At 41.0% G+C, this 24,716-nt stretch carries 16 protein-coding genes; 8 read left to right on the top strand and 8 right to left on the bottom strand.

Annotated elements, in window-relative coordinates; translation table 11 throughout:
• Position 1: 1 nt before the first annotated feature.
• From AXF23_RS05460 to AXF23_RS05480, 5 genes are all read right to left on the bottom strand, one after another.
• Positions 2–199, bottom strand: coding sequence for a hypothetical protein (locus AXF23_RS05460; RefSeq protein WP_107624583.1), 198 nt, complete (start codon positions 197–199; stop codon positions 2–4).
• A gap of 897 nt (positions 200–1,096) precedes the next feature.
• Positions 1,097–3,244, bottom strand: coding sequence for a peptidylprolyl isomerase (locus AXF23_RS05465; RefSeq protein ID WP_107624584.1), 2,148 nt, complete (start codon positions 3,242–3,244; stop codon positions 1,097–1,099).
• Between the two features lie 100 nt (positions 3,245–3,344).
• Positions 3,345–4,610 (bottom strand): hemolysin family protein, encoded by a 1,266-nt coding sequence (locus tag AXF23_RS05470; protein WP_107624585.1) that lies wholly within the window; start codon positions 4,608–4,610, stop codon positions 3,345–3,347.
• A 9-nt stretch (positions 4,611–4,619) separates the two neighbouring features.
• A complete protein-coding gene (gene lptC / locus AXF23_RS05475; RefSeq protein WP_009010793.1) occupies positions 4,620–5,270 on the bottom strand; it encodes an LptA/OstA family protein in 651 nt (216 codons plus the stop codon).
• A 1-nt stretch (position 5,271) separates the two neighbouring features.
• A complete protein-coding gene (locus AXF23_RS05480) occupies positions 5,272–6,579 on the bottom strand; it encodes a hypothetical protein (RefSeq protein WP_107624586.1) in 1,308 nt (435 codons plus the stop codon).
• Positions 6,580–7,863: 1,284 nt separating this feature from the next.
• Between AXF23_RS05480 and AXF23_RS05485 the strand changes: the two genes are divergently transcribed.
• The 8 genes from AXF23_RS05485 (at position 7,864) to ccsA (ending at position 21,284) form a co-directional block, all read left to right on the top strand.
• The gene (locus AXF23_RS05485) at positions 7,864–9,027 is read left to right on the top strand and encodes a lipoprotein N-acyltransferase Lnb domain-containing protein (RefSeq protein ID WP_107624587.1); all 1,164 of its coding nucleotides are present in this window, start codon (positions 7,864–7,866) and stop codon (positions 9,025–9,027) included.
• Between the two features lie 19 nt (positions 9,028–9,046).
• A complete protein-coding gene (locus AXF23_RS05490) occupies positions 9,047–9,415 on the top strand; it encodes a hypothetical protein (protein ID WP_107624588.1) in 369 nt (122 codons plus the stop codon).
• Positions 9,416–9,509: 94 nt separating this feature from the next.
• Complete coding sequence (secA, locus tag AXF23_RS05495; RefSeq protein WP_107624589.1) at positions 9,510–12,869, top strand: preprotein translocase subunit SecA; 3,360 nt, start codon at positions 9,510–9,512, stop codon at positions 12,867–12,869.
• Positions 12,850–13,602: an ABC transporter ATP-binding protein gene (locus tag AXF23_RS05500; protein ID WP_107624590.1), complete on the top strand. Its 753-nt coding sequence runs from the start codon at positions 12,850–12,852 to the stop codon at positions 13,600–13,602. The genes secA and AXF23_RS05500 overlap by 20 nt, the downstream gene beginning before the upstream one ends.
• A gap of 922 nt (positions 13,603–14,524) precedes the next feature.
• A complete protein-coding gene (locus AXF23_RS05505; protein WP_107624591.1) occupies positions 14,525–15,829 on the top strand; it encodes a hypothetical protein in 1,305 nt (434 codons plus the stop codon).
• 47 nt (positions 15,830–15,876) lie between these two features.
• The gene (locus tag AXF23_RS05510) at positions 15,877–17,238 is read left to right on the top strand and encodes an imelysin family protein (protein ID WP_107624592.1); all 1,362 of its coding nucleotides are present in this window, start codon (positions 15,877–15,879) and stop codon (positions 17,236–17,238) included.
• Positions 17,239–17,341: 103 nt separating this feature from the next.
• Positions 17,342–19,039 carry a di-heme oxidoredictase family protein gene (locus tag AXF23_RS05515; RefSeq protein WP_107624593.1) on the top strand — a complete coding sequence of 566 codons (1,698 nt, stop codon included), beginning with the start codon at positions 17,342–17,344 and terminating at the stop codon, positions 19,037–19,039.
• 79 nt (positions 19,040–19,118) lie between these two features.
• The gene (gene ccsA, locus AXF23_RS05520; RefSeq protein ID WP_107624594.1) at positions 19,119–21,284 is read left to right on the top strand and encodes a cytochrome c biogenesis protein CcsA; all 2,166 of its coding nucleotides are present in this window, start codon (positions 19,119–19,121) and stop codon (positions 21,282–21,284) included.
• An 821-nt stretch (positions 21,285–22,105) separates the two neighbouring features.
• On the opposite strand, the gene AXF23_RS05525 is transcribed toward ccsA, so the two are convergent.
• The 3 genes from AXF23_RS05525 to mazG form a co-directional block, all read right to left on the bottom strand.
• Positions 22,106–23,020, bottom strand: a complete 915-nt coding sequence (locus AXF23_RS05525) for a ribonuclease Z (RefSeq protein WP_107625807.1) — start codon at positions 23,018–23,020, stop codon at positions 22,106–22,108.
• A 112-nt stretch (positions 23,021–23,132) separates the two neighbouring features.
• Positions 23,133–23,690, bottom strand: coding sequence for a lipocalin-like domain-containing protein (locus AXF23_RS05530; protein ID WP_107624595.1), 558 nt, complete (start codon positions 23,688–23,690; stop codon positions 23,133–23,135).
• Positions 23,691–23,727: 37 nt separating this feature from the next.
• Positions 23,728–24,609 carry a nucleoside triphosphate pyrophosphohydrolase gene (mazG, locus tag AXF23_RS05535; RefSeq protein ID WP_107624596.1) on the bottom strand — a complete coding sequence of 294 codons (882 nt, stop codon included), beginning with the start codon at positions 24,607–24,609 and terminating at the stop codon, positions 23,728–23,730.
• Positions 24,610–24,716: the final 107 nt, after the last annotated feature.

Here is a 24,716-nt window from a genome sequence, read left to right on the forward strand (position 1 = left end):
ATTAGTTCTTTTCCGTATCATTCCAAGAAGCATCATCCAAGTCTTCTTCACTAAAGATGTTTTGTTTTGCATCTCCTGTTACCGTACCAGGTTGAATTTTTCCAGCATTACCACTGGCTTTATTCAACAATAATTCCGTTTCAGTGCAAACAATTTTGCATTGAGGTTTTTGATAAACCACTCTTTCAGTTACTATCATTTCGTTTAATTTTTAGAGGATACATAAGTCAACGTATCCTGTTTTATTGATTAAATTAAAGTTATTATTTCGTGCTTAATTTCTTTTTATTTCGTTTACGTAGGGACACAAAAAAGCGAACAAAGGAAACTCCGAAAAGTCCTTTGTTTACAGGGGTTACACAGCACGCCTCGCGCGCGTATGCGAAAAGAAAAAAGTGGGGAGGTTAGGCCTGGCCTATATGAGAGAGAGTACAAAATTATTTGGAATTACCAAATAATTTGCAATATTTTTTTCATCTTTCTTCGTTAAAGAATCTAATGCAACACAAAGCATGTCTACGCCTTTATTTCCTAATAAAGTGCAAACATTTGCTGAATTAATATTCTTTATGACTCTCATCGTTATTACGAGTTAATTTTATTTTAACTGGGCGCAAAGGTAGTGAGAATATATGAAACAAACAAGGAATTAGTAAAAAAATATAAAAATAAACTGAATTACATAGCCATTCTTTAACGTTTAGGCCATCTAACACATCAAGCAAAAGCAATATGCTAAGTAGGCCGTTTAGTAAAAACCGTCAAGCAAAATATCTTGTCCTTGTAATTATCTAATGAACACATGCTGATGACAAAACTATATCAGAAAAGACTCCTTACTTGCGTTCTATCAACAATGCTTGCAACGCTCAGTACAAATGGCTTTGTAAACATTAAACTAATTGGGAACAAGTTATTTAGGAGAAATAATAAGCAAGCCATATAAGAGAATAGCAAGCCATAAAGCAAGCGACATAAAAAGATAGAAAGCTCTATAGCAAGCTACATAAAAGAATAGAAAGACGATATAAACACAAAAGACGGATGCACTTTTGCCGTGCATCCGTCTAATATATATAAGGTGTTACGATTTCTTTTAGAAGAAGAGGTAACGGTTGTCAACAACATTTGCTTTGAGGATAAGATCCTGCATGAAGTTGCTGATTAATTGCATATTCATCTGAGCAGTCTGTTGCATAACCATTGCTTCGTTATACTTAGAGCCAGCACGCATAGCCTTCTTCACTACTTGGAACACATAGACACCAGCGTTGCCCTTAACAGGAGCCTTAGAGAACTTACCAGCAGCTGTTCCTGCAACCGCACCAGAGAGAGCAGGCTCAACAGAACCAGTAGCCTGAACAAAGGCAGGGGCAGAGAAAGTAATCTGATTAACCGTAGAAACCTTAGCACCCTTTGACTGAGCCGCAGCAATAGAGTTGACACCCTTCAATTTTGCCATGAGCATCTCGGCCTTCTTGTCCTTCATTACTTCACGCTTGAGAACCTCTTTAACCTGTGCATCATCCCAAGGACGATAACCCTGTGGGTGAACAGCTGTCAAAGCAACTACTAAGAGATGGTCATTATCGCCACACTCGTAGAGTGGAGAAATCTCACCCTGCTTAGCACTAAAGAGCCACTTAAGTGCATCACGTGTACCTTGAATGCCTCCAACATAATGCTCAGCAGTAGAAAGGTCGTTAAGCGACTGTACACGATAGCCAGACTTAGAAGCATTCTTCTCAAGTTCAGCAACAGAAGAGCTCTTAGCAACAAACTCTGAGAACTTATTATAAGCATTGCTGCGTGTATCCTTAGAGAAGTCAATAGGCTTCTTGATAATAGCTGCAGTTGTCTTAGTTGTGAAAGCCTTCTTATCAAGAACCTGCAAAATAACATTACCCTGTGTGAGCGCAAGGTTCTGAGTAGCATTCACCTCACCATTAAGCAAAGCATTAACAAAAGTACGATTATCAACACTCATAGTTGGTGCCATCTCATACTGCTGACCAGTAAACCAAGCCTTCTCACCCGTCTGACCATAACGCTTAGCGAGAGCCTCAAAGTCAGCACCGCCAGCCAAAGCCTTCTGAATAGAGTCAGCCTTTGCACGTGCCTCATCAGGAGTAGCAGCACCAACACTAATCTGGCGGAACTGTACTGAGTCTGGCAACTGTGCCTTTGAGAATACACGAATAACATTCAACGTATTGTCCTGACTATTCTCGAACACACCAGTTGTACCCACAGAAAGAGAATCAATCTTTGAAGCAATATCAGGATACTGCTGGTAAGCCTTACTACTTACAGGAAGACCGAGATAAGAAATCTCAGAACCACTCTTACTGATAACACCTGAAGGATCGGTAGCTGTTGCAAGCTGATGTTGGAAATCATTCATCTCCTTAGCAACCACCTTACGGTCGGCAGCGCTTGCCTTAATCTGATAGTCAACAAACTTAATGTCGCGCGTCTCAACACTCTGACGGAAAGCAGGCTTGAGTTCGTCGTACTTAGCCTTTAAGTCATCATCTGAAATCTTAACGTCAGCATCCTTCACAGAGCTATAAGCTAAAGAAGCAAGCTGAATCTGACTCTCCTCATTGTTGTCCTTGAAAGCCATCTTAGCCTCAGCCTTATTAGAGAGAACACAACTTGCGAGCAAAGCCTGATACTTCTGACCAAGCAATTGTGTACGTAAGTTCTTCTCTACGAAGAGCCAATAGTCATAGACAGTCTGCATCTGATCAAGCTCTGGAGACTTAGCTGCCTTGGCCTTATTATAACTATCAAAGAATTGCTTGAGTGCATTAACGTCGAAACGACCAGTCTGCTGGTTAACAAACGGTGTCTGCGTCAACACTGGGTTCGTACCCTCACTCAATACGTTTTCAATTTCCTTCTCCGTAACAGTGAGACCAACCTTCTTTGCATCAGCCTCAAGTACACGACTGCTTACCAACTGCTGCCATACTTGGTCCTTTACCTGGTTAAGCTCTTGTTCAGAGAGGTTATCACGTTGCATGGTAAACTTAATTGCTGACTGATATTCATCAAACAACTTCTGGTACTCCTGGACACTAATATTCTCGCCCAAAATCTTACCAATTTGCTGATGCGACTCACCCTTCATACCTTCACATGAGCGGGCCGCATCTCCAGCCAAGAATGCAACCAAGGCAAGGCTGATAGCACCTACCAGTATAGCCCCTTTGCTTCTAATTTTTCCTAATACTGCCATTTTAGATTTATTATTTGATTTTAATTATTCTATTCAGTATGACAAATTGCGCACAAAAATACAAAAAAATGGGCAAGTATCATAATTTTTCTTTTAGAAATTACTCTGTATCATTGACTTTTAGCCGTACGAGTTCTATTTTAGTCATCGTCTTTTTGATTATCTTAAACTCATATTGACCAACGGTAACAACTTCGTTCAGTTTCGGGAAACTTTGATAGACATGCAACAGTAAACCGCCAACAGTCATGTAATTGTCGCTTTCTGGTAAATCAAGATTGAACATCTCATTTACCTTATCTATCTCTAAACGTGCCGAAAGAACATATTCTTTATCGTTTATCTGCTTAGCAATATACTTTGTATTATCGTGTTCGTCTTCTATTTCACCAAAGATTTCCTCAACGATATCCTCTAATGACACAATACCGCTGGTACCACCGAACTCATCAACAACTACACCTAAACTCTTCTTTTGAAGTAGGAAAACTTGCATCAGCTTCTGCGCTGCCATTGTCTCCGGAACAAACGGCAACTGACGGATATGGTCTTTCCAATTCTTTGGCGAACGGAACATCTCAGAGGAATGAATATATCCCTTTATGTGATCAATATCTCCTTCGTAGACAATAATCTTAGAGTTACCACTCTCAATGAACATCTGCTGCAATTCTTCCAAGGTACAACTCTCTTCGACAGCTTTAATCTCTGTACGAGGAACCATACAATCACGCACCTTCGTGTCTTGAAAGTCCAAAGCATTTTGGAATATCTTTACTTCATCTTCGATATCATCTTCGTTCTTAGCATTCTCTATTGTACTCTGCACGAGATGGTCGAGGTCAACCTTCGTAAACGTACCATCGTTCTCTTCCTCATCTATCTTTACACCGACCAAACGCAGAAGAACACGAGCAAGGAAGGTCGCAAAACGACTAATAGGCCAAAGGATAATAAAAAAGATATAAGCCAAAGGAGCAAAGAACGTAAGTAGTCGGTTCGGATTGCTCTTAAATAAAGTCTTTGGCAAGAACTCACCTGTAAAAAGAATGACAAGTGTAGACAATAACGTATCCAACACCACACGTGTAGCCGAGTCAAACGAAGCAAATAGCGTAGTATCGAAGATTTGCGCAAAGAAGATACCATAGATAACAAGTACTATATTGTTACCTACAAGCATAGTAGACACAAAGCCGTTTGGATTGTTGTAATAGATGGTCAAACACTTCTGTGCAATACCGTCCTTCTCCTTATCCATCTCGGCAAGAAGACGATTACTCGAAACGAAAGCAATCTCCATTCCTGAGAAAAAAGCGGAGAGTGCCATCGTAATGATTATTCCTATGATTAAATCTATATCCAATTTCTATAATTATTGTTTAACTACTGGGCCTTTCATATTGTCAACGTGCGTGGTATCCATTGGTGCAAAAGGAGGAGCAGCAGGCGACATCATATCCTTATCTGAGAATATACCCCACCCTTTCGTCTGACGTATTTCATAATTCGTCATCTGTTCATCGCTATGGAACCAATTACCTTCTAACTCCTTATCTGGCGTTTTAAGATGAGAATAGGTGTACGACCACATTTCATGGTTCCTCTCATCCCAATATAGTTCATTACTATAAAAGGACAATCCCTGCGCTGTCAGAATTCTGACACGTCCATGAAGTTGCCAACGACGGTCTCTATCGGAATAGACAGCACTGTCACATTGAATATAACCTACCACATGCTTCTTCAAATCAAACTGTGTTAGTAGGATTCCTTTATTGAAAGTCCAACGTGAAGAGTTATCTTTATTCTGATTAATATCCCATTGTTCAGTAACAATACGATACTTGATTACGCCCGAGTCAGAAATGAGCGTATTGACACCATACGTAGTCATAACCGGCACCGAGTCACGGTCATGAATAGCAGGAGCTGTATGCTCATGCTCCTCTGAACAGGAGACTATGGCACAGCTCGCCGTAAGTAATACCAAACATATTATAAGAGAATAAAGGCTTGAACGCATATTATTCTACCTTGAACTTTGCAAACCAACGCTCATTGAAGGTCAGACCAACGTTGATACGGAATGTATTTTCCTTTATCAGACCTGTCGCACTCTGGTTTACCCACTCTGCACTAATATTCAACATACTACGATTATTATAGGCATTCATAATAGGAATACCTACACCAAGGCTTGCTGATAGTTCACGTGGACCGTCTTGTCCATTTATCTTCAAGTATGGACTTGCATAGCTGAAGCCAGCACGATAGTGCATACGACTAAAGAAACCACGATAACGTTCGCCCTTGCAATAATCACCACCAAGCGTCAACTTGTGACGATCATTAAACTGTCCATCAACAAGACTATAGCTTGTCGTACCATTAACAGTATTGAGTTGTGGGTATCTAATCTTAGCCCACTTCTGCAATTGATAGTCAACACCGAACTTTAGACGATTGTTATGATTAAACATCAAACCAACTCCGAAAGTGTGGGGAAGTTCAAGAGAGTTTGACACAACATAACGAGTTGTATCAGAAACGCTTGTCTGTGAGTTAGTTGATATCAAATCACACTCTGATTCTGCATTTAACGTGTGTCCAAGAGAATAGGCTAAACCCAAGGTCAACTCATTCTTTCTGTCAATAGGATAAGTATATTGCACACCAAAGTCAGCCTTATAACTCTTCACCTGCGCTGTATAGTTCTTAGAAAGGGTATTTACGTAACTATCACTATATGAATTAGTAGAATTACGATTTAGTGTTCCCCATAAATAAGCTATGTTCGCACCAAAAGAGAAGCCCTTGAATGGCTCCCAACCCGCACCCAAGTAAACGAGATGCAAACCACCATTACCACTATATGTATTAGAATAGGTGGCATTAGGAGACGATGTACTTGGGAAAGCATTTACATTCTGCGTGTTACTAAAGTTGTAACCCACACTTGTATAAGGTAAGAGACCAAAGCTCACACCCACGTGCTTAAACGCTCTAAACGATGCAACAACATATTCAATATCAGCATTCTGGGCATTGATCTTCTTTCCCTTCTCTTCAAAATTAGTCAACTGAAGACTTACCCCAGCATCGAAGATAAACGAAAGAGAGTCAACTGAAGCGTATGAAGCAGGGTTCATGTAGTTAACCTGGCTATGCTCATGAAAGCCGTACGCCAGTCCGTTCATTCCACGATTAAAACTTGTTGCCTGAGAAGCCAAAGCGCCTAATCCATACTGGCTATATGGAGAGTTCGTACCACTTTGAGCTGACGCTTGTAAAGCAAGTCCTACAAGGAATGCTGTAGCAATTATCTTTTTCATTCGCTTTCTTTTTCTTATTCTGACGATATGTCTTAACGATATATTGGCGCAAAGTTATTAAAAAAAATCTATATTGCAGAAAAACAATAAAGGATTTTGAATTTTAATAGTAATGTTCAATAAATATTTCCAATACAAAAGTTATGATTTCTTACCTTCGTTAGTCGAAGACGCACTAAACGTTTGTAGTGGTAAAGCCTACCGAATGAAGTCGAATATAAAAGCTCATATAACGAAATAAGTTTTATTTTTATTTGCTGTCACATTTAACATTTAACGTTAATTCATTGTATTATAAGCAATTAAGCGCACATTTAAGATGACAGAAATGACAGGAAAATTGATTTTAAGAAAATCGTCTCTTACGAGCAAGCAATTTAGATATGCTTGAAAAGGCAAGGGTTATCACTGACCAATGAGAGAGAATAGAACTGAATGTAGATTATAAGGTTACTGCTTTCATAAACTGCTAACAAAAGTTTATGGGTGCTCTACGACTCAAAGAGGCCACAGCCCAAACAGCGTCTTTTCATACATAGCGAGAGTACTCGAAGAACCATTAAGCCTAAAAAAGTACAACGTAATATCACTCATCTTAGCTTTAATTTCTGTAATGTTTCGTGCCAGAACAGACCTTTGTAAAGCTATGCCTATAAGCAAGATTTCTATGTTGTTCTGCGATAAATATTTATCGTATTATTCATATTAGACCACCGAGAGGAAACGAAGAAATACTCAATATAATCTTTAGAAATGTAAGGATATTTCAATAATCACACCCTACAGATTCGGAGAAGAGGGTGGGAATGGAATGAGAAGATGCTCTTCAACGTCGAAGAAAACGCCCTTCTTGCACGTTAAAGACGCCCTTCTTGGAGCAAGAAAGGCATCTTCTTAAACGCTACTTATAACATACTGATTATATGAATGTTATAAACTTATCCTAAAGAAAAGATATACCAATCCTTTGAAGATACTTAAACCTCTTCCATGTAATCATTTTTTACAATCAAACAAATATCTTTGAAATAGGAAGTGATTACTGAAATTACTCTATGATGAAAGCGACAAATGCAGTAATACACATTCATCTCTCACGGAGTTACGCTGAATTTTGCACACAAACAGAGCTCAAAGAGAATAATGAGGATTGTTTGAAAGACTATAAAAATGTCGACTGAACATTACAGAAGACAAACTGCATAATAAGTTTTATTAGTCAACAATAATTTTTAATAAGCTTTCTTTGTGCTCTCATGCTTTTTTAGTAACTTTGCGACGGAAATGAAGAAGGGATTATTATATATTGTCTTGACTGCTCTCTTGTCTGTCGTTAATGTTACGGCAGGGGCTCAGTCTATGAATAATAACGATAGTATTCAAATATCCCTCCTAACTTGTTCGCCTGGAAAAGAGGTTTGGGCGCAATATGGACACACCGCCATTCGCTATTATGACAAGGGGAAAGGATTAGACTTGGCCATTAACTATGGTATATTCTCCCTTGAACAAACCTACTTTATTCCTCGTTTTGTACTTGGAATGACCGACTATCGCATGGGCATACAGGCCATGGATGATTTCCTCGCACAATATAGTTACGAGGGACGAGGCGTTGTAGAGCAGGTTCTGAACTTATCACCTAAGGACAAGGAAATTATCTATGAGGCTTTACAGGAGAACATGAAGCCAGAGAATGTGGTTTATCGTTACAACTACTTCTTTGACAATTGCACCACAAGGGCCCGTGACATGATAGTCAACCATCTGCATGGAAGGGTCGTTTATCCGCCAGCTAAACCAGATGCAACGTTCCGTTCTATGATACATGAATGGAACTATAAAGATAAGTGGTCACAGTTTGGGGAAGACCTCCTACTGGGTGTGAATGCTGACCGTAAGACAACAAAGTCTGAACAGCAGTTTCTACCAGAGAACTTAAGGCTCGATTTCGATAAAGCAACCTATAACGGGAAGCCGTTAGTAAAGCAAACTAACGAACTATTGCCAGCTGAGACAATAGAGGCAGAGCCTTCGTCACTACTCTCTCCCATCTTTGTTGCATTTCTTTTTGCAACCATCAGCATCATAATAACGCTCTTTAGCTATCGAAAACAGCGTGTTTACTGGCTTTGGGATGCCGTTTTAATGCTAACATCAGGGCTTATTGGTATTATTCTCTTTATAATGATATTCTCGCAACACCCGTGTGTTAGTTTGAATTTCATCATCTTCTTCTTCAATCCTTTACCTTTGCTCTTTCTTTATCCTACCGTTAAAAGGAAGAAAACATTGTGGTGGAAGATATGGGGAATACTTATTATAATAGGACTTCTTGGACGTTTTATCCAAGAAATACCCGTTCCAATAATAATTGTGGCATCATTCTTGCTATTACACTGCATAGTACATTTACGAATTAGCAAATCGGTTACTACCGTGAAGTAATTCAAAGAGATAAAAGATAATGAATAAATACATCACCGCTTTACTTGTCGTTCTTGCGACAACAGGAGTAGAAGCACAGAGCTATCAGTCTGTGCTAAAGATAGCATTGGGTGATGTTAACATCGAAGACCTTTGTCATCAACAAGCATTTAAGGGTGTTGAACAAGATATATTATCTGTTCTTGAGGCCTTTAAGCAGATTAAGGAGGACGAAGAAATAGAACCTGCACAAAACAAAGCAGTATTTGTTGCAGACTTATATGACAACTATCCTACTGATTTCAAAGCTAAATCAAATAACTACCAAAAGTTAGAACAATTCCTTCCAAACCCTTCGTTGAGGAGTGGAATTAAGATTCGTGCCCCCAATCTATATTCTTTATCGTAAGAAGCAACTATTTAATATTAGCTTGCTCGGAATTAGTAATATAATAAGAGGTGGTAACTACCTCATGTATAAATAAACAAACGATTTAGAATAAATGAATTTCAATAAGATATTAAAGGCAATTTTTGGAGATAAATCAACACGTGATATGAAGCTTATTCAGCCTTACGTTGACAAGGTTAAGGCTGCATATCCAGAGATAAAAGCACTTAGCAATGATGAATTGCGCGCCAAAACAAAGGAGATACAACAGTATGTTCAGGACGCAGGTAAGGTACAACGAGAGAAGATAGCAGAACTTCGTGCAACGATCGAAGCGACACCTCTTGAAGAGCGTGAGGCTATCTTCAATCAAATAGATAAACTTGATAAAGAGGCTTTGGACAATTATGAGAAAGCACTCGACGAGGTTATGCCTGTTGCCTTCTCTATTGTTAAAGATACCGCACGCCGTTTCTCAGAGAATGAAGAGACGATTGTCACCGCTACAGACTTCGATCGCGAGTTGGCAGCCGACCCTTCAAAGGACTTTATTACCATTGATGGCGATAAAGCTATCTACCATAATCACTGGACAGCAGGTGGTAATGACTTGAAATGGGAGATGGTTCACTACGATGTACAGATATTTGGTGGTACCGTTCTACATCAAGGTAAGATTGCTGAGATGGCTACTGGTGAGGGTAAAACGCTTGTTGCTACCCTACCAGTATTCCTTAATGCGCTCACAGGAAACGGTGTTCACGTCGTGACAGTTAATGACTATTTGGCAAAGCGTGACTCTGAATGGATGGGACCACTCTATATGTTCAATGGTCTTTCAGTTGACTGTATCGATAAGCACCAGCCAAACTCTCCTGCTCGTCGTAAGGCTTATCAAGCTGATATCACCTTCGGTACTAACAACGAGTTCGGTTTCGACTATCTACGTGACAATATGGCAGTGTCACCAGCAGACCTTGTACAACGCCAGCACAACTATGCTATCGTCGATGAGGTCGACTCTGTGCTGATTGACGACGCTCGTACACCACTTATTATCAGTGGTCCTGTACCAAAGGGTGACGTTCAGATGTTCGAAGAATTCCAACCATTGGTTCAGAGTCTGTATGAGGTTCAGCGCAAGCAAGCTACTGAGCTTCTTTCTGAAGCACGTCATAAGTTGGCTGAAGCACAGAAGAATGCTAACAACAAAGAGACTTTCCAGAAATTACAAGAGGAAGGTTTCCTTGCCCTCTATCGCTCATTTAAGGCACTGCCAAAGAACAAGGCTCTCATTAAATACCTCTCTGAAGAAGGTATCAAGGCCGGTATGCTGAAGACAGAGGAGTATTACATGGCTAATAACAACCGTGAAATGCCAAAGGCTATTGAGCCTCTCTACTTCGTAACAGACGAGAAGATGAATTCATGCGACCTTACTGATAAGGGTACTGCATGGTTGGCTAATCAGGTTAAGGACGATCAGCTCTTCGTCTTACCAGATATTACAACAGAACTTTCGGCACTTGAGAAGCAAAAAGATGACCACGTTATTGATGAGCAGACATACATCGAAAGAAAAGATGCAATGATGGCTCACTATGGTGTTCAGAGTGAGCGTGTACACACCTTACAGCAACTTCTGAAGGCTTACACCATGTTCAATAAGGACGATGAGTATGTTGTCTTGAACGGTGAGGTTAAGATTGTCGACGAGCAAACGGGTCGTATCATGGAAGGTCGTCGTTGGAGCGATGGCTTACACCAAGCTGTTGAGGCCAAAGAGCACGTAAAGGTGGAGGCTGCAACACAGACTTTTGCTACCATCACCTTACAGAACTACTTCCGTATGTATCACAAGCTTGCAGGTATGACGGGTACTGCTTCAACCGAGGCGGGCGAGTTCTGGGATATCTATAAGCTCGATGTTGTAGAGATACCTACGAACCGTCCTATCCAACGTAAGGATATGGAAGACCGTGTTTATAAGACTGCACGTGAGAAATATGCGGCTGTCATCGACGAGGTTGAGACTATGAGAAATCAAGGCCGTCCATGTCTTGTGGGTACAACATCCGTTGAGATTAGTGAACTCTTAAGTAAGATGCTTAACATGCGTAAGATTCCTCACCAGGTATTGAATGCAAAGCAGCACCTTAAGGAGGCTCAGATCGTAGCTGAGGCTGGTCGTTCTGTAGACGGACTCGGCGCTGTGACCATCGCAACTAACATGGCTGGTCGTGGTACCGACATCAAACTCACGCAGGAAGTTAAGGATGCTGGTGGTCTTGCAATCATTGGTACTGAACGTCACGAAAGCCGCCGTGTAGACCGTCAGTTGCGTGGTCGTGCTGGTCGTCAAGGCGACCCTGGTTCATCAGTGTTCTATGTCTCACTTGAAGACAAGCTGATGCGCCTCTTCGGTTCAGAGCGTATTGCTAAGGTAATGGACCGCCTCGGCTTTGAAGATGGTGAGCGTATTGAGAGTTCAATGATATCTAATAGTATCGAGCGTGCTCAGAAGAAGGTTGAAGAAAACAACTTCGGTATCCGTAAGCGTCTGTTGGAATACGATGACGTCATGAACAAGCAGCGTACGGTTATCTATGAGAAGCGTCGTCACGCATTGATGGGTGAGCGTATTGGTATGGATATTTCTAATATCATTTGGGACCGTTGTGTAAGCATTATCGAGCGCAATGACTACGAAGGATGCAAAGAAGAGTTCTTGAAAGTACTTGCAATGGAATGCCCATTCACCGAAGAGGAGCTTGCTGCAGGCCATACTGAAGAACTTGCTGAACGCAGTTTCCAAGCTGCTATGGACGCCTTCACACGTAAGACAGAGCGTATCCAAACTGTTGCATGGCCTATTATTAAAGAGGTGTATGAGAACCAAGGGGCAATGTACGAGCGTATCATGGTTCCTATCACAGATGGACAACGTGTCTACAACATTCCTTGCGACTTGAAAGAAGCTTACGAGAGCGAAGCTAAATCGGTTGTTAAACAATTTGAGAAGGTAATCCTCCTCCATATCATCGACGATGATTGGAAAGAGAACCTACGTCAGTTAGACGACCTCCGTCACTCTGTTCAGAATGCATCTTACGAGCAGAAGGACCCATTACTCATCTTTAAGCTGGAGAGTGTAAAGCTTTGGGACAACATGATTGACGATATGAACAACCGTACAGCAAGTGTTCTTATGCGCGGTCAGATACCTGAGATGCAACCTGCTGAGGATATTCAGGAAGCTGCTCCAGAGCAACATAGCCAGCAGTACAAGGAGGAGAAGGTTGAACTTAACGACCCTAATCAGGTTGCTGCAGCTCAGCATGACACCCGCGAAGGGGCACAAGAAGTGAACCACACGCCATATCGTGCTGACAAGATGCCTCGTCCTAACGACCCATGCCCATGTGGTAGCGGGAAGAAATTCAAGAATTGCCATGGTCGCGATATTCGTTAATAACCTTATAAAGACTTTCGGGGATAAGACAGCTGTGTCTATCCCCGAATTTTGTTTCCCTTCTAACGAGATTATTGGACTTGTTGGGAATAATGGTGCTGGTAAGACTACGCTCTTCCGACTGATTCTGAATCTCATAAAAGCCGATGGCGGTGAGGTTGACTTCTGTCTTTCGGATGAGACAAACAATCAGCGTGAAGACAAACTTAGCCTTAGTGGGACAAGGGTCTCTCATCTTGAAGAGTCATGGAAGAACTATGTCTCTGCCTATCTCGATGAGAGTTTCCTTATTGATTTCCTTACGCCAAGAGAGTTCTTCACCTTTATTGGTAAAGTTAATAACATCGTGGAAGAAAGATTAGAAGAAAGAATAAAGTCGTTCTCTCCCTTTCTTAGTGAAGATATCCTTAACGGGAAAACCTTTATTCGGGAGCTTTCTGCAGGCAACAAACAGAAGGTTGGTATTGCTGCTACCCTGCTTCACTGTCCTAAGTTTGTAATTCTTGATGAACCATTCAACTTCCTTGACCCCAGTAGTCAGAACCAACTAAAGGACTTACTGTCTAAGTATAGACAACAACATCAGGCTTCTATTCTCATTTCCAGCCATAACCTACACCACACAACGGATATTAGTGACAGAATAGTACTGATGGAGAAGGGAGCAATCGTTAAAGACATAGATAAGATAAACGAAACAACAATAAAAGAATTAGAGAACTACTTCTTATAGAAATGGCTTCTATAAGAGGTAAAAACCATATAATCTGTAAAACATTTTCAGCCCTACTCTATCACAGAACATGCCCTATTGCCTTCTAAAAGACGCCTAACAAGCTTAAAAAACATGCCCTTCTTGCGTGTTGTTAACGCCCTTCTTGCACCTAATTAGGCCTCTTCTTCAAACGTCATCATAACTTATTGGTTATCTGCTTGTTGTGGGTTTACATTTTACTCATATCTATCATTTAATTACATGATATTTTGATGATTAAATGTAATTATTTTTTATTACTTACATGACAGTGCCTATCAAGGCTATTGGTCACACACTTGAAGTGAATTAACATGAGAAATATAACTTATTGTTGGTATCTGATATGACTTCTTCGTATGAGTTCGATAGACAAGGGTGGCTTACTATACCTTATTATAATGACATTTATTACGCTTCTACCTATGTTCAAATGCAGTGTCAAACTTTAACACACATCGCATAAATAGTAACCACTATCGTGATATATCATTGATAGCCAAGAAGTTCGAAAGTAATAAGACTATATACAACCCATGTTAGTGTGGCTCAACAGGTTAAACAGTGTTCGTTCCCAAAACAAATGCCATACAGTTCAAGACTGAGTAGTTCTATAGAAAGGCTTAATCCTTATTCAAGTTTTCGGAGAATCACACCCTACAACATATCCATTGATATCAAACACCTTATATCAATTAAACACAACAACGTTGTAAACTATTACAAAAAATATTATTTATAACAATTCCAATAATACCTACATGTTATGAAGGTAAATCCCAATAAGGTAGATAACGTTTCTCATTAAAGGCAAAGAATATCCACAATTTTAGGTATTGTCAATTCTTTCATAATATTATAACTTTGTATGCAAATTATAAATATCTAAATAATAACTCTAATGAGGAAATTTACATCAGGTATTATTTTAGCTACACTATTATCAAGTGCAGCCGTAGCACAAGCACAAGTAAACGCAGCTGACTCTGTAATGAACCATGCCAAGGGAAATAAACTAAGCCTTGGTGGATATGGCGAAGCTGCTTATTCACGTAACTTTTATAGTGATAACGGAAATCGTTATACGACACCTGGCCTTTACAAGAAGGACCCAAGTCATGGAAGATTTGATATTCCACATGCCGTTATCTACCTTGGTTATGATTTCGGGAAGGGCTGGTCATTAGGTTCTGAGATTGAGTTTGAACATGGCGGGTCTGGTTCTGCTATCGAATACGAGGCAGATGAGGCTATTGAGTTCGAACATGAAACAGAGAAAGGTGGCGAGGTTGAACTCGAACAGTTCTGGTTGCAGAAATCATTTAGCAAAGCTTTCAATATCCGTGCTGGTCATATCGTTGTGCCATTCGGCTTAGTGAACGCTCATCATGAGCCATTAAATTTCTTCACTGTCTATCGTCCTGAGGGAGAGAACACTATCCTCCCAAGTACATGGCATCAGACAGGTATTTCCTTCTGGGGTAGGACAGGCGACTTTAGCTACGTCGCACAGATGATTGCAGGATTGGATGCTTATCATTTCAGTCGCGCTAACTGGATTCAGAAAGGTACGTCAAATCCATTCGAGTTTGAGGTTGCTAATAAGTATGGTTTCCTCGCTCGCGTAGACAACTACACCATCCCAGGCTTACGCATTGGTGTTAGTGCTTATGCAGGACAGGCTATGCACAACAATGTTCCACATGATAGTGAGAAGGGAGATAAGAAGAAGATTAAGGGTAATGTTTATCTTGGTAGCTTAGATTTCACCTATAATAAATATAACTGGATTGCGAGAGGAAACATTGACTATGGTTATGTAAGTAATGCGAACCAGATTTCTGGCCTCTCATACCCTAATGTTCAGTATGTTAAGCCATATGAGTCTGGTAGTGGTAAATACTTCGGAAGTCATGCTATGGCTATGATGTTTGAGGTAGGTTATGATATTTTCTCCCAGATACACAAGTTGCGTGAGGACAATCAGAAGCTCTATGTCTTTGGACACATCGAACACTATGACTCTTACATCCATGCAACAACTAAGCAGTGGACGAATAGAACCGTTCTTGCAACTGGTATCAACTATTACCCTATCCCACAGATTGCAATCAAGGCAGAGTACAACTACCGCAATCTGAAGAAGGGTTACAACGACGAACCTTCTATTAACATCGGTATAGCTTACGAAGGTTTCTTCCTCTAAAAAGCAAAGAATAAAGATTGTATAACCATAATTAAAAAGGGATTATAATGAAAAAAGTAACAAAACTTGCGATGTTCCTCCTCGCAGGAACATTAGCTACAGGCTTCGTATCATGTAGTAGTGATGATGATGAAGTTATTAACACAACAATTCTTACACCTGAACAGCAAAATGCTTTAAGCCAGGCTGAAAGCGAAAGTAGAGCAAACGCTAATAAAACAGAGATGGGTAGGGTTGTTGCAAACTACATTAATGAAGTTGTTAAACCTACATATTTAGATTTAGCAGAGAAGTCTAACATTCTTTACAAGGCTTGCCAGAATCTTTATCAGAAGCGTAAAGCTGGTACATTGACCCAGAATGACATCGATGCAGCTTGTGAGGCTTTCAAAGGAGCACGTCGAGATTGGGAGCAGAGTGAGGCTTTCCTCTATGGTGCTGCTTCTGATAATGAGATTGACCCACATATCGACTCATGGCCACTCGACCATGATCAGTTAACAAGAGCATTGAATAATGCAGATGTTATCGCAGGTATTAATGGCGAGAATCCAGCCAAGTATGTTTATGACAACAATGGTAACTTCGACTCTGTATTAGGTTTCCACGGATTGGAGTTCGTTCTCTTCCGTAATGGTAAGAACCGTACCGTAGCAGACTTCAATGCTGAGAAAGAGAAAGAACAAGGCCTTACAAGCGTAAGTACAGTGAACGAAGCAGCCTTTGCAGCAGCTGTTGCTGGTGACCTCCGAAACATGACTTACCTCTTGGAATATGGCTGGTTAGGTACAAGTATACCAACTTCTCACGTGAACCAGCTTGCTGATGCAATGTGGGTAGTTAATGGAACACGTCACAGAGGACTTTCTCCAAAGAATATCCCATACCGTGATTACTCACAGTTCGCCACTACTGAGAAAGGTATGTTTGCTTCATGGCATGAGACACTGAACAATATATTCATTGGCGGATGCTCTGGCATCTGCGAAGAAGTTGCTGAACAAAAACTTGGTCAGGCTTATCGTAAGGCTACAGGTACTGGTACGGCAGACGATGCAGCTAACTACATCGAGTCACCATACAGTAAGCGTTCATTCCAAGACTACCAGGATAACATCTATTCTATCAAGAACTCACTCTATGGCGTACGTGGTACAGAGAATATCTCTACTCCAGCTCAGTACTCTATCATGAACTTCTTGAAGAATAACAACTATCCTAAATATAATGAATTGAACACTGCTCTTAACGAGGCAATCGCTGCCTTGGAGACAGCTAAGAAGAGTGGCGTTGCTTTCATCGATAATCCAGGTCATACACAGGTTAAGACTTGCATCGAGAAGGTTACTGCCTTAAATGAAGCACTTAATGCTGCTGGTACATGGATAAACCAACAGACAGATAAGTAATCCAACTCTTGCAAATCTGAAAAGTAAATATAAATAATAAACGTAGCTTTGTCTTCTATAGGACAGGGCTACGTTTCAAACGTAAATTTAACTATAAAACATTATGAGACACAACAGCTATAGCAAATACTTACTTGCTGGAGCACTCTTATGTGCATTTGCTGCATGTTCTGACGACAATGTTACGCCAGACAATCCACAGCAACCATCAGAACCTGAGACAAAGTACATTGGTCAGGCAGTAGGTAATTTCTCTGCAGACGAATGGTACCCAGGTGGCAAACTTGGTACAACAGAGAACACCGCAGCAGGTGGTTATGAGGACAACACACCAGCTATCGACGAACAAGGACTAACTGATCTCTTCAACCAAGGAGATATGATGGCAAGTGCTAAGTACACCCTTAGCACCGAACCATACAAAGGTTGGGGCCCTGTAGCATCTCGTCGTTCATGCGAGTATTGCCACTCTGGTGGTTATGCTCACGGTCATAGTCGTAATGACATGGAGCCAGTAAAGGGCAACGGTTACATTGTTTCAGTTTATACACCTGATGCTCCAGGCAGCAACAATGGTACTCCTATCAATCAGCTCACAACCTTTACGATGTTGCAAGCCGTCGAGCCGTTCTTGCCTCCTGTTGATCCGAAGCAAATACACATCACATGGCATGACGTAACATCTATGCCAAGTGGTTTGCCAATGCAGTTCCCTGATGGTGAGAAGTTTAATCTTCGTTATCCATCAGTATCTATTCCACAGTCAGCATTCAACACTGACCCAGTACCAAGCAATTATGAAGTACGCTTGATAGCATCTTGTAACTTCCAAGGTCTTGGTTTGATTGATGCTATCTCTAATGAAGACTTGGAGAAACAATACAAGGCAGAGGGACGCTTTGTAGAGTTGAACCCAGAGTTCTGGGACAATACAACAAAGCAGTTGAAGCCTGAGGCTTGGGCAGAAGATGCTTTTGGCAATAAGTTCGTAAAGCGTTTCAACTACGATTTGCTCGATGGTTGTCTTGAGAACGACGTTGCTCTTTGGGACGAGTTGAATGTTCTTCGTTCAGACATCAAGCACATCTGTTCTACAGAACCATGGGCAAAAGCAATGTCAGAGAACGAGAACGTGATTAGTTACATCCAACAGCATGGTAGTAATCCAAACTCTTACGTACATCCATACTACAACGATGGAACCCGTGAAGGTATCAAGAAGGCTGTTCGTTATTTGCTTTCACCAAGCGACAACGTAAACCTCTACAACAATCCTTACTTCAATTTCAAACCAGAGGTGAGCGATGATGCCTATCACGCATTCATGGTATGGCATAGAGGTATCGCTGTTCCACGTGCAAGAAACTTGAACGACAAGGACGTACAGCGTGGTAAGGAACTCTTCACTGGAGAGTTAGGTTGTGCACACTGTCACAAGGCCTCTTGGACAACAGGTGCTGACAACCACGGTTCTTCAGTAATCCTTGGCAACAAGCAGTTGCCTAAGTATGCTAATCAGAAGATCTATCCATACTCTGACTTCATCCAGCATAAGCTCGATATGAAGAACGACATCCACGGATCATGGTGCCGCACTACTCCACTGTGGGGCCGAGGTCTTTCATTGATTAACTCTGGTGTAGAAGACCGTCTACATGATGCTCGTGCTCGCAATGAGGTTGAAGCAATCATGTGGCACGCTTATAGCAAGAACAGTCAGGCTTATAAGGCAGCTATTAAATTCTATAACTTGCCAAAGAAAGATAGAGACGCTGTAGTTAAGTTCATACGTTCTATCTAACAAAGGATTATTTACAAAAACAAAGACAAGAAGAAGATGCAGCTTACAAAGGCTCATCTTCTTCTTTATCATCTAAGAAATGCGAACAAAGAAGACACTTGAGATTGTTTATATACTCCTTATCATAGTGATGGCTACGGGGACAATCATAGGGAAATACACGAGCCTTGATTATGTTTCAGACAATATCTTCGGGTCATGGTGGTTCTCTTTACTATGGGCCATGGGTACTGCTGCGGGCATAGTCTACTTCATCCAAAGAAAAGTTCGTCGTCCTATCATTATTCTTTTACATCTTTCTTTTGTCATCATCCTCCTTGGTGCATTGCTAACCCACCTCACTTCTCATAAAGGGATGGTTCATTTGCGACAAGGAAAGGTTGTCAACACCTATACCACAAAGGATGGGAATGAGGCCGAGTTACCTTTCAGTATTCTATTGAATAAGTTCAACGTCACTTATCATGCAGGTAACATGGCAGCTATGGATTATGCTTCAATCATCACAATCATCGAGAATGGGAAGAAAGAACAATATCAAGTCTCTATGAATAAAATCTATTCAGGATATGGGACACGTCTCTATCAGAGTAGTTACGACGAAGATTTGAAGGGTAGCTATCTGTCTGTCAATTCCGACCCATACGGTATTCCTGTAACTTATCTTGGCTATGCCCTACTCTTTTTTGGCCTTATTGCAATGCTTATTGAGCCTAAGGGCAACTTCCGTCGATTGCTTAGAAAGAAAGCGGTAGTGATAGTAATGCTTATGACGGGATATTCTGTAGCAAATGCGCAGCCCTCATTACCACGACAGACGGCCGATGAGTTTGGTAAGATACTCATTGTATATAACGGACGAATATGTCCTATGGAAACCTACGCCATAGACTTTACAAAGAAACTCTATGGCAAAAAGACTTACAAAGACTTTACTCCTACTCAAGTTCTGACAGGCTTTATGTTCTGGGGAAAAGAGTGGATGAGAGAGCCTATCCTAAGACTAAAAGGCTCCGAACTACGTGACAAACTGAACTTAGAAGAGTATGTCTCACCAATGAGTCTATTTGGCCAACAAGGCTATATCCTCGGTCCTTACCTCCAAGAAGCACGTAGTCAAGAGAATGACAACGTAGCAAGACAGCTATTGGATACCGACGATAAGATGATGCTACTCATGGAGCTTATGCAAGGAAACACGCTGCGTGTATTCCCTTATATGTCCAAGCAGGGTACTGTCGATTGGTTCTCACCACATGACAAATACCCTAAGAGCATGAATAAGGCACAACAGCAATATATGCGTTCTATCCTTCCTTTAGCAGGACAATTGGCCAGACAGGGAAAAACAGATATGGTGAACGAACTCATACAGAAGCTGAGAAAATATCAATACACCTACGGTGGCAACACTATCCCTTCTAACACGGCCATCAGAGCAGAACGGATTTACAACCAATACCCGTTTGCAACCATCCTTTTTATCGTTAACTTAACAGCTGGACTACTGTCTATTCTGTTCATAACAAGGAAGAAACGCTACAGATGTTTCACTGGATTGATGGCACTCTCATGGTGTGTTCTCACCTTTACATTGGCTCTTCGGTGGATTATCAATGGTACTATCCCACTTGCCAACGGCTATGAAACGATGCTCCTTTTGTCATGGTTGATTATGATTGTGTCTATTCTGACAACAAGAAAGTTACAACTTATGACAACATTCGGGCTTATCATGAGTGGATTTATGCTTCTTGTAAGCCACCTCGGAGAGATGGACCCAAGTATTACACCACGTATGCCTGTATTGAATAGTCCATTGTTGAGTATTCATGTGAGTATTATCATGATGTCATACGCACTGCTTTCACTCACGTTTATCAGTGCAATAGCCTATTTCTTCACCCGCAACAGCAAGAGAGAAAGCGTCATATCAGTCAACAAACAACTGACCGACTTGTCGCAAATATTCCTTTATCCTGCTATCACAACATTAGGATTAGGCATCTTTATAGGTGCTATCTGGGCAAATATCAGTTGGGGAACTTATTGGGGGTGGGACCCTAAGGAGACTTGGGCACTGATTACTTTCTTAATCTATGCAATACCTCTTCACACCAACTCATTGCCTGCGTTAAGGAAACCAGAGAAGTATCATTTCTTTATGCTACTGTCTTTTCTTAGCATCCTAATGACCTACTTCGGTGTTAACTACATTCTGGGGGGTATGCATTCGTATGCTTAAATGATTTAATAAAGTCATAATAGACAGATTGAAAGGCATCTGACAAATACGTATAACAAAGAGACAAATTTTATAATTATATCCTTTATAAGGAGTGTACTATCTTTAGTATGCTCCTTTTTTCGTGCTTTATACATGAGTAATAACATCTTTTATCTGCTTCAAGCAGCCTATTAAAAATAGAAACAGCATTGTTTTTCGCATTCACACAGCCTATCGAGCGATGTAGCTATTGCCCCTTATTTTCATTGCGTCTACTCCCTAACGTTTTTGTGGAGCTATTCCAACAATCACTCTCCTCCATTTCTGATAAGCGAGAAAATGAAGACAATCTACCTACGACTCCTTCCTACATGTAAGAGTCTGTGTTTATCTGTGAGAAAAAGAACGTACTCTACTATATTAACCAGCCTACTCATCCATGCAATATTAGTAAACACTCTTAATGCAAGGAGAATTAATAACGTTGTAAAAAATCATTACACAATATCAAGTAAAACACTCTCTAAACAAGGGTATAACATCTCTTAAACAGAACACTATAACTATCAATTAATCAACACATTATACATTACGTTCAAGAAGACGCCTTTCTTGCTTCAAGAAGGGCGTCTTCTGCATCCAAGAAGGGCATGTTCTTGAACGTAGAAGGGCGTTTTCTTAAAGCATAAAGAGCATATATTAGATTCAAGAAGGGCAAAAATTCTTGACAAACAGATAAGGGATTAAGGCTGGAAAGACATCATAGTGGCTAAGACAACACCTTCTATACGTTAAGAAAGAACGATGAGGAGTAGTCGTCAATATGAGGTATTGACTAATCAAATATCGAAGGTAGCACCTTCACAAGTAAGATAACTATTTGGAAAAATCTCCTTTGCCTCCTCTAACAACTGTGATTCGTTATTATAACGGGCTGAGAAATGACCTAAAAGCAGTTTACCAACTGAGGCATCACGAGCCACTTTGGCAGCATCTTGAGATGTACTATGCCAATAGAGGCGTGCACGCTCGGCATCCTCGGCGGAGTATGTACTTTCATGATAGAGCGTAGAAACACCTTTCACAAGCTCGTGAAGTGTTTTTATATAACGTGTATCAGAGCAGTAAGCATAGCTGCGAGCTGGTTCGGCAGGGGTTGTCAGCCGACTATTAGCTATCACTTCTCCCTCCGGAGTCACCCAGTCAGCTCCCGCCTTAATATTGTTTATCTGGCTAATCGGTATCTTGTAGAAGTCTATCATATCACGACGTATATGTGGGAGGATAGGCTTTTCACGGAATAAATAGCCACAACAATCAATGCGATGTTGCAAAGGAATGGTCTCAACCGTCAGACTTCTATCTTCATAAACCACCTTGTTTTGCGTTGTATCGACAGCATGAAACACCACCTTAAACTCTAATCCTTGACAGAAGAAACTCAGTGTTTGCTCGAGAATAGGCTCGAAGGCAGCTGGAGCATAGATGTGTAAAGGAGCCGTACGACCTGTCATACCGAAGGTGGAAATCATTCCTGGCAGACCAAAACAGTGATCTCCATGCAGATGACTGATGAAGACTGCAATAATCTTAGAGAAGTGTATGCGCAATCTACGTAGTTGTATCTGTGTTCCCTCACCGCAGTCAATCATAAAGAGCTTCTCTCTAAGCTCCACTATCTGGGAAGAAGCATTATGCTGTAAGGTTGGTAACGCACTACCACAACCAAGGATATGTACTTTAAATGGCTCCATAATAAAACTCATCAAACACCCTTCATCTCCCACTCGAACATGAGAAGGGGATGAAGAGAAACACTATTATAATCGTCTTAAACAATCACTTGAAGGAAACAAAGCTAAGTGCTTACTTCCCTCTTGTGAATACAAACAAGCCAGACTTGTTTTCTAATGACAAAGAGTCAGCGCCAAGACTTTCGATATCAAACGTATCTTTAGAAAGAACCAACTTACCATTCCATATCTTCCAGGCTGTCCAAGGATTCTTTTCAGACTGAAGACTCGATGTTACCGTTCCATCTTCTTTAATCTCAAAGTTACGATCAAGGCTGGTCCAATTGCCTAACAATGTCGTTAAGTTTATTGCTGAGCGCATGAAATGGTCGCCATATTCCTTATAGCCAATGATAGCAAAGCGGTCACCATCAATCTTTCCGCCCTTAACAACCTCGAAAGTATCGTTCGGATTAACAAGGTACTCCAATGTATCACCATGGTCTGTAAGTAGGACAATAGAGTTCATTCCACCCTCAACCATAATACCATAGACCGTACTGTCACCTGTAGAAACAGAATCACCAGCTGCCTCAACCTCAGACAAAACAGACTTTGGTTTGTTATCCTTGCATGAGAAAGCCATCACAAGGATAAACAATGACATGATAAAATAAAAGGTTCTTCTCATAATTATATCTTATTTATAGCTTAAATCCGTAGCTGTTCTACTTGTTGAGAGCCTTTGCTTCTTCCCACAACTCGTCCATCTCTGCAAGCGTTAAGTCTTTTATCATAACTCCCTTAGTCTTAGCTGCTTCCTCAATATAGTTAAATCGTTTAATAAACTTCTGATTGGTAAACTCAAGCGCATTGTCGGGATTGATGTGATAGAGGCGCGCGGCGTTGATAAGCGAGAATAGGAAGTCGCCAAACTCCTCGGTCGAACGATGCTTATCTCCTCTCTTTAACTCCTCTTTCAGCTCTCCTAACTCTTCATAAACCTTATCCCAGACCTGCTCTTTCTCCTCCCAATCAAAGCCAACATTGCGTGCCTTGTCTTGAATACGATAAGCTTTAATGAGGCTGGGTAGCGAGTCTGGCACCCCAGAAAGCACAGAGGTGTTACCATCACGTTCACGTTGTTTACGCTGTTCCCAAGTAGTCTCCACCTGAGGTGCAGTAGTAGGCGCATCCGCTTGTGCGCCATCAGCGTTCTGCTGAACCTCGTCTTTGTAAACAACCTGCCCAGTAGCACTCACGACCATGTCTGAACGTGAGACGCTCCAACCCGTCCAATCGATGAAATCATGCCTAAACATGAGCTTATCAGATTGCGCATTACAAACATCAGCAACGTCGAATTCGGCCTTTTCCTCACCTAAAGTTGAATAGAAGATAACATGCTCCATGATGTCTCCAAGCTCTTTACAGATATTCTTCGAGTCGTTTTTTAAGAGCGCATCAGCCAACTCAAACGTCTCTTCTATTGTGTTAGGACGAAGGCTTTCATTCGTCTGTTTACTATCCCATGGACACTCTTTACGGAGTCTTTCCTGAACGTCTAAAAGTCGTGCAAAGGCTTTCAGTTTCTCTTCTTTAGTATGCAATGTCTTGATGTTTAAAGTTAAACATAAACGTTAAAGTACTTATCAACGTACTATTATTGCTGCAAAGATACGCTTTTTAGGCGGATTTTTTGTACATTTGCACCGTT

This window comes from Prevotella sp. oral taxon 313, from assembly GCF_003043935.1.
In the GTDB taxonomy this organism is placed as follows: Bacteria; Bacteroidota; Bacteroidia; order Bacteroidales; family Bacteroidaceae; genus Prevotella; species Prevotella jejuni.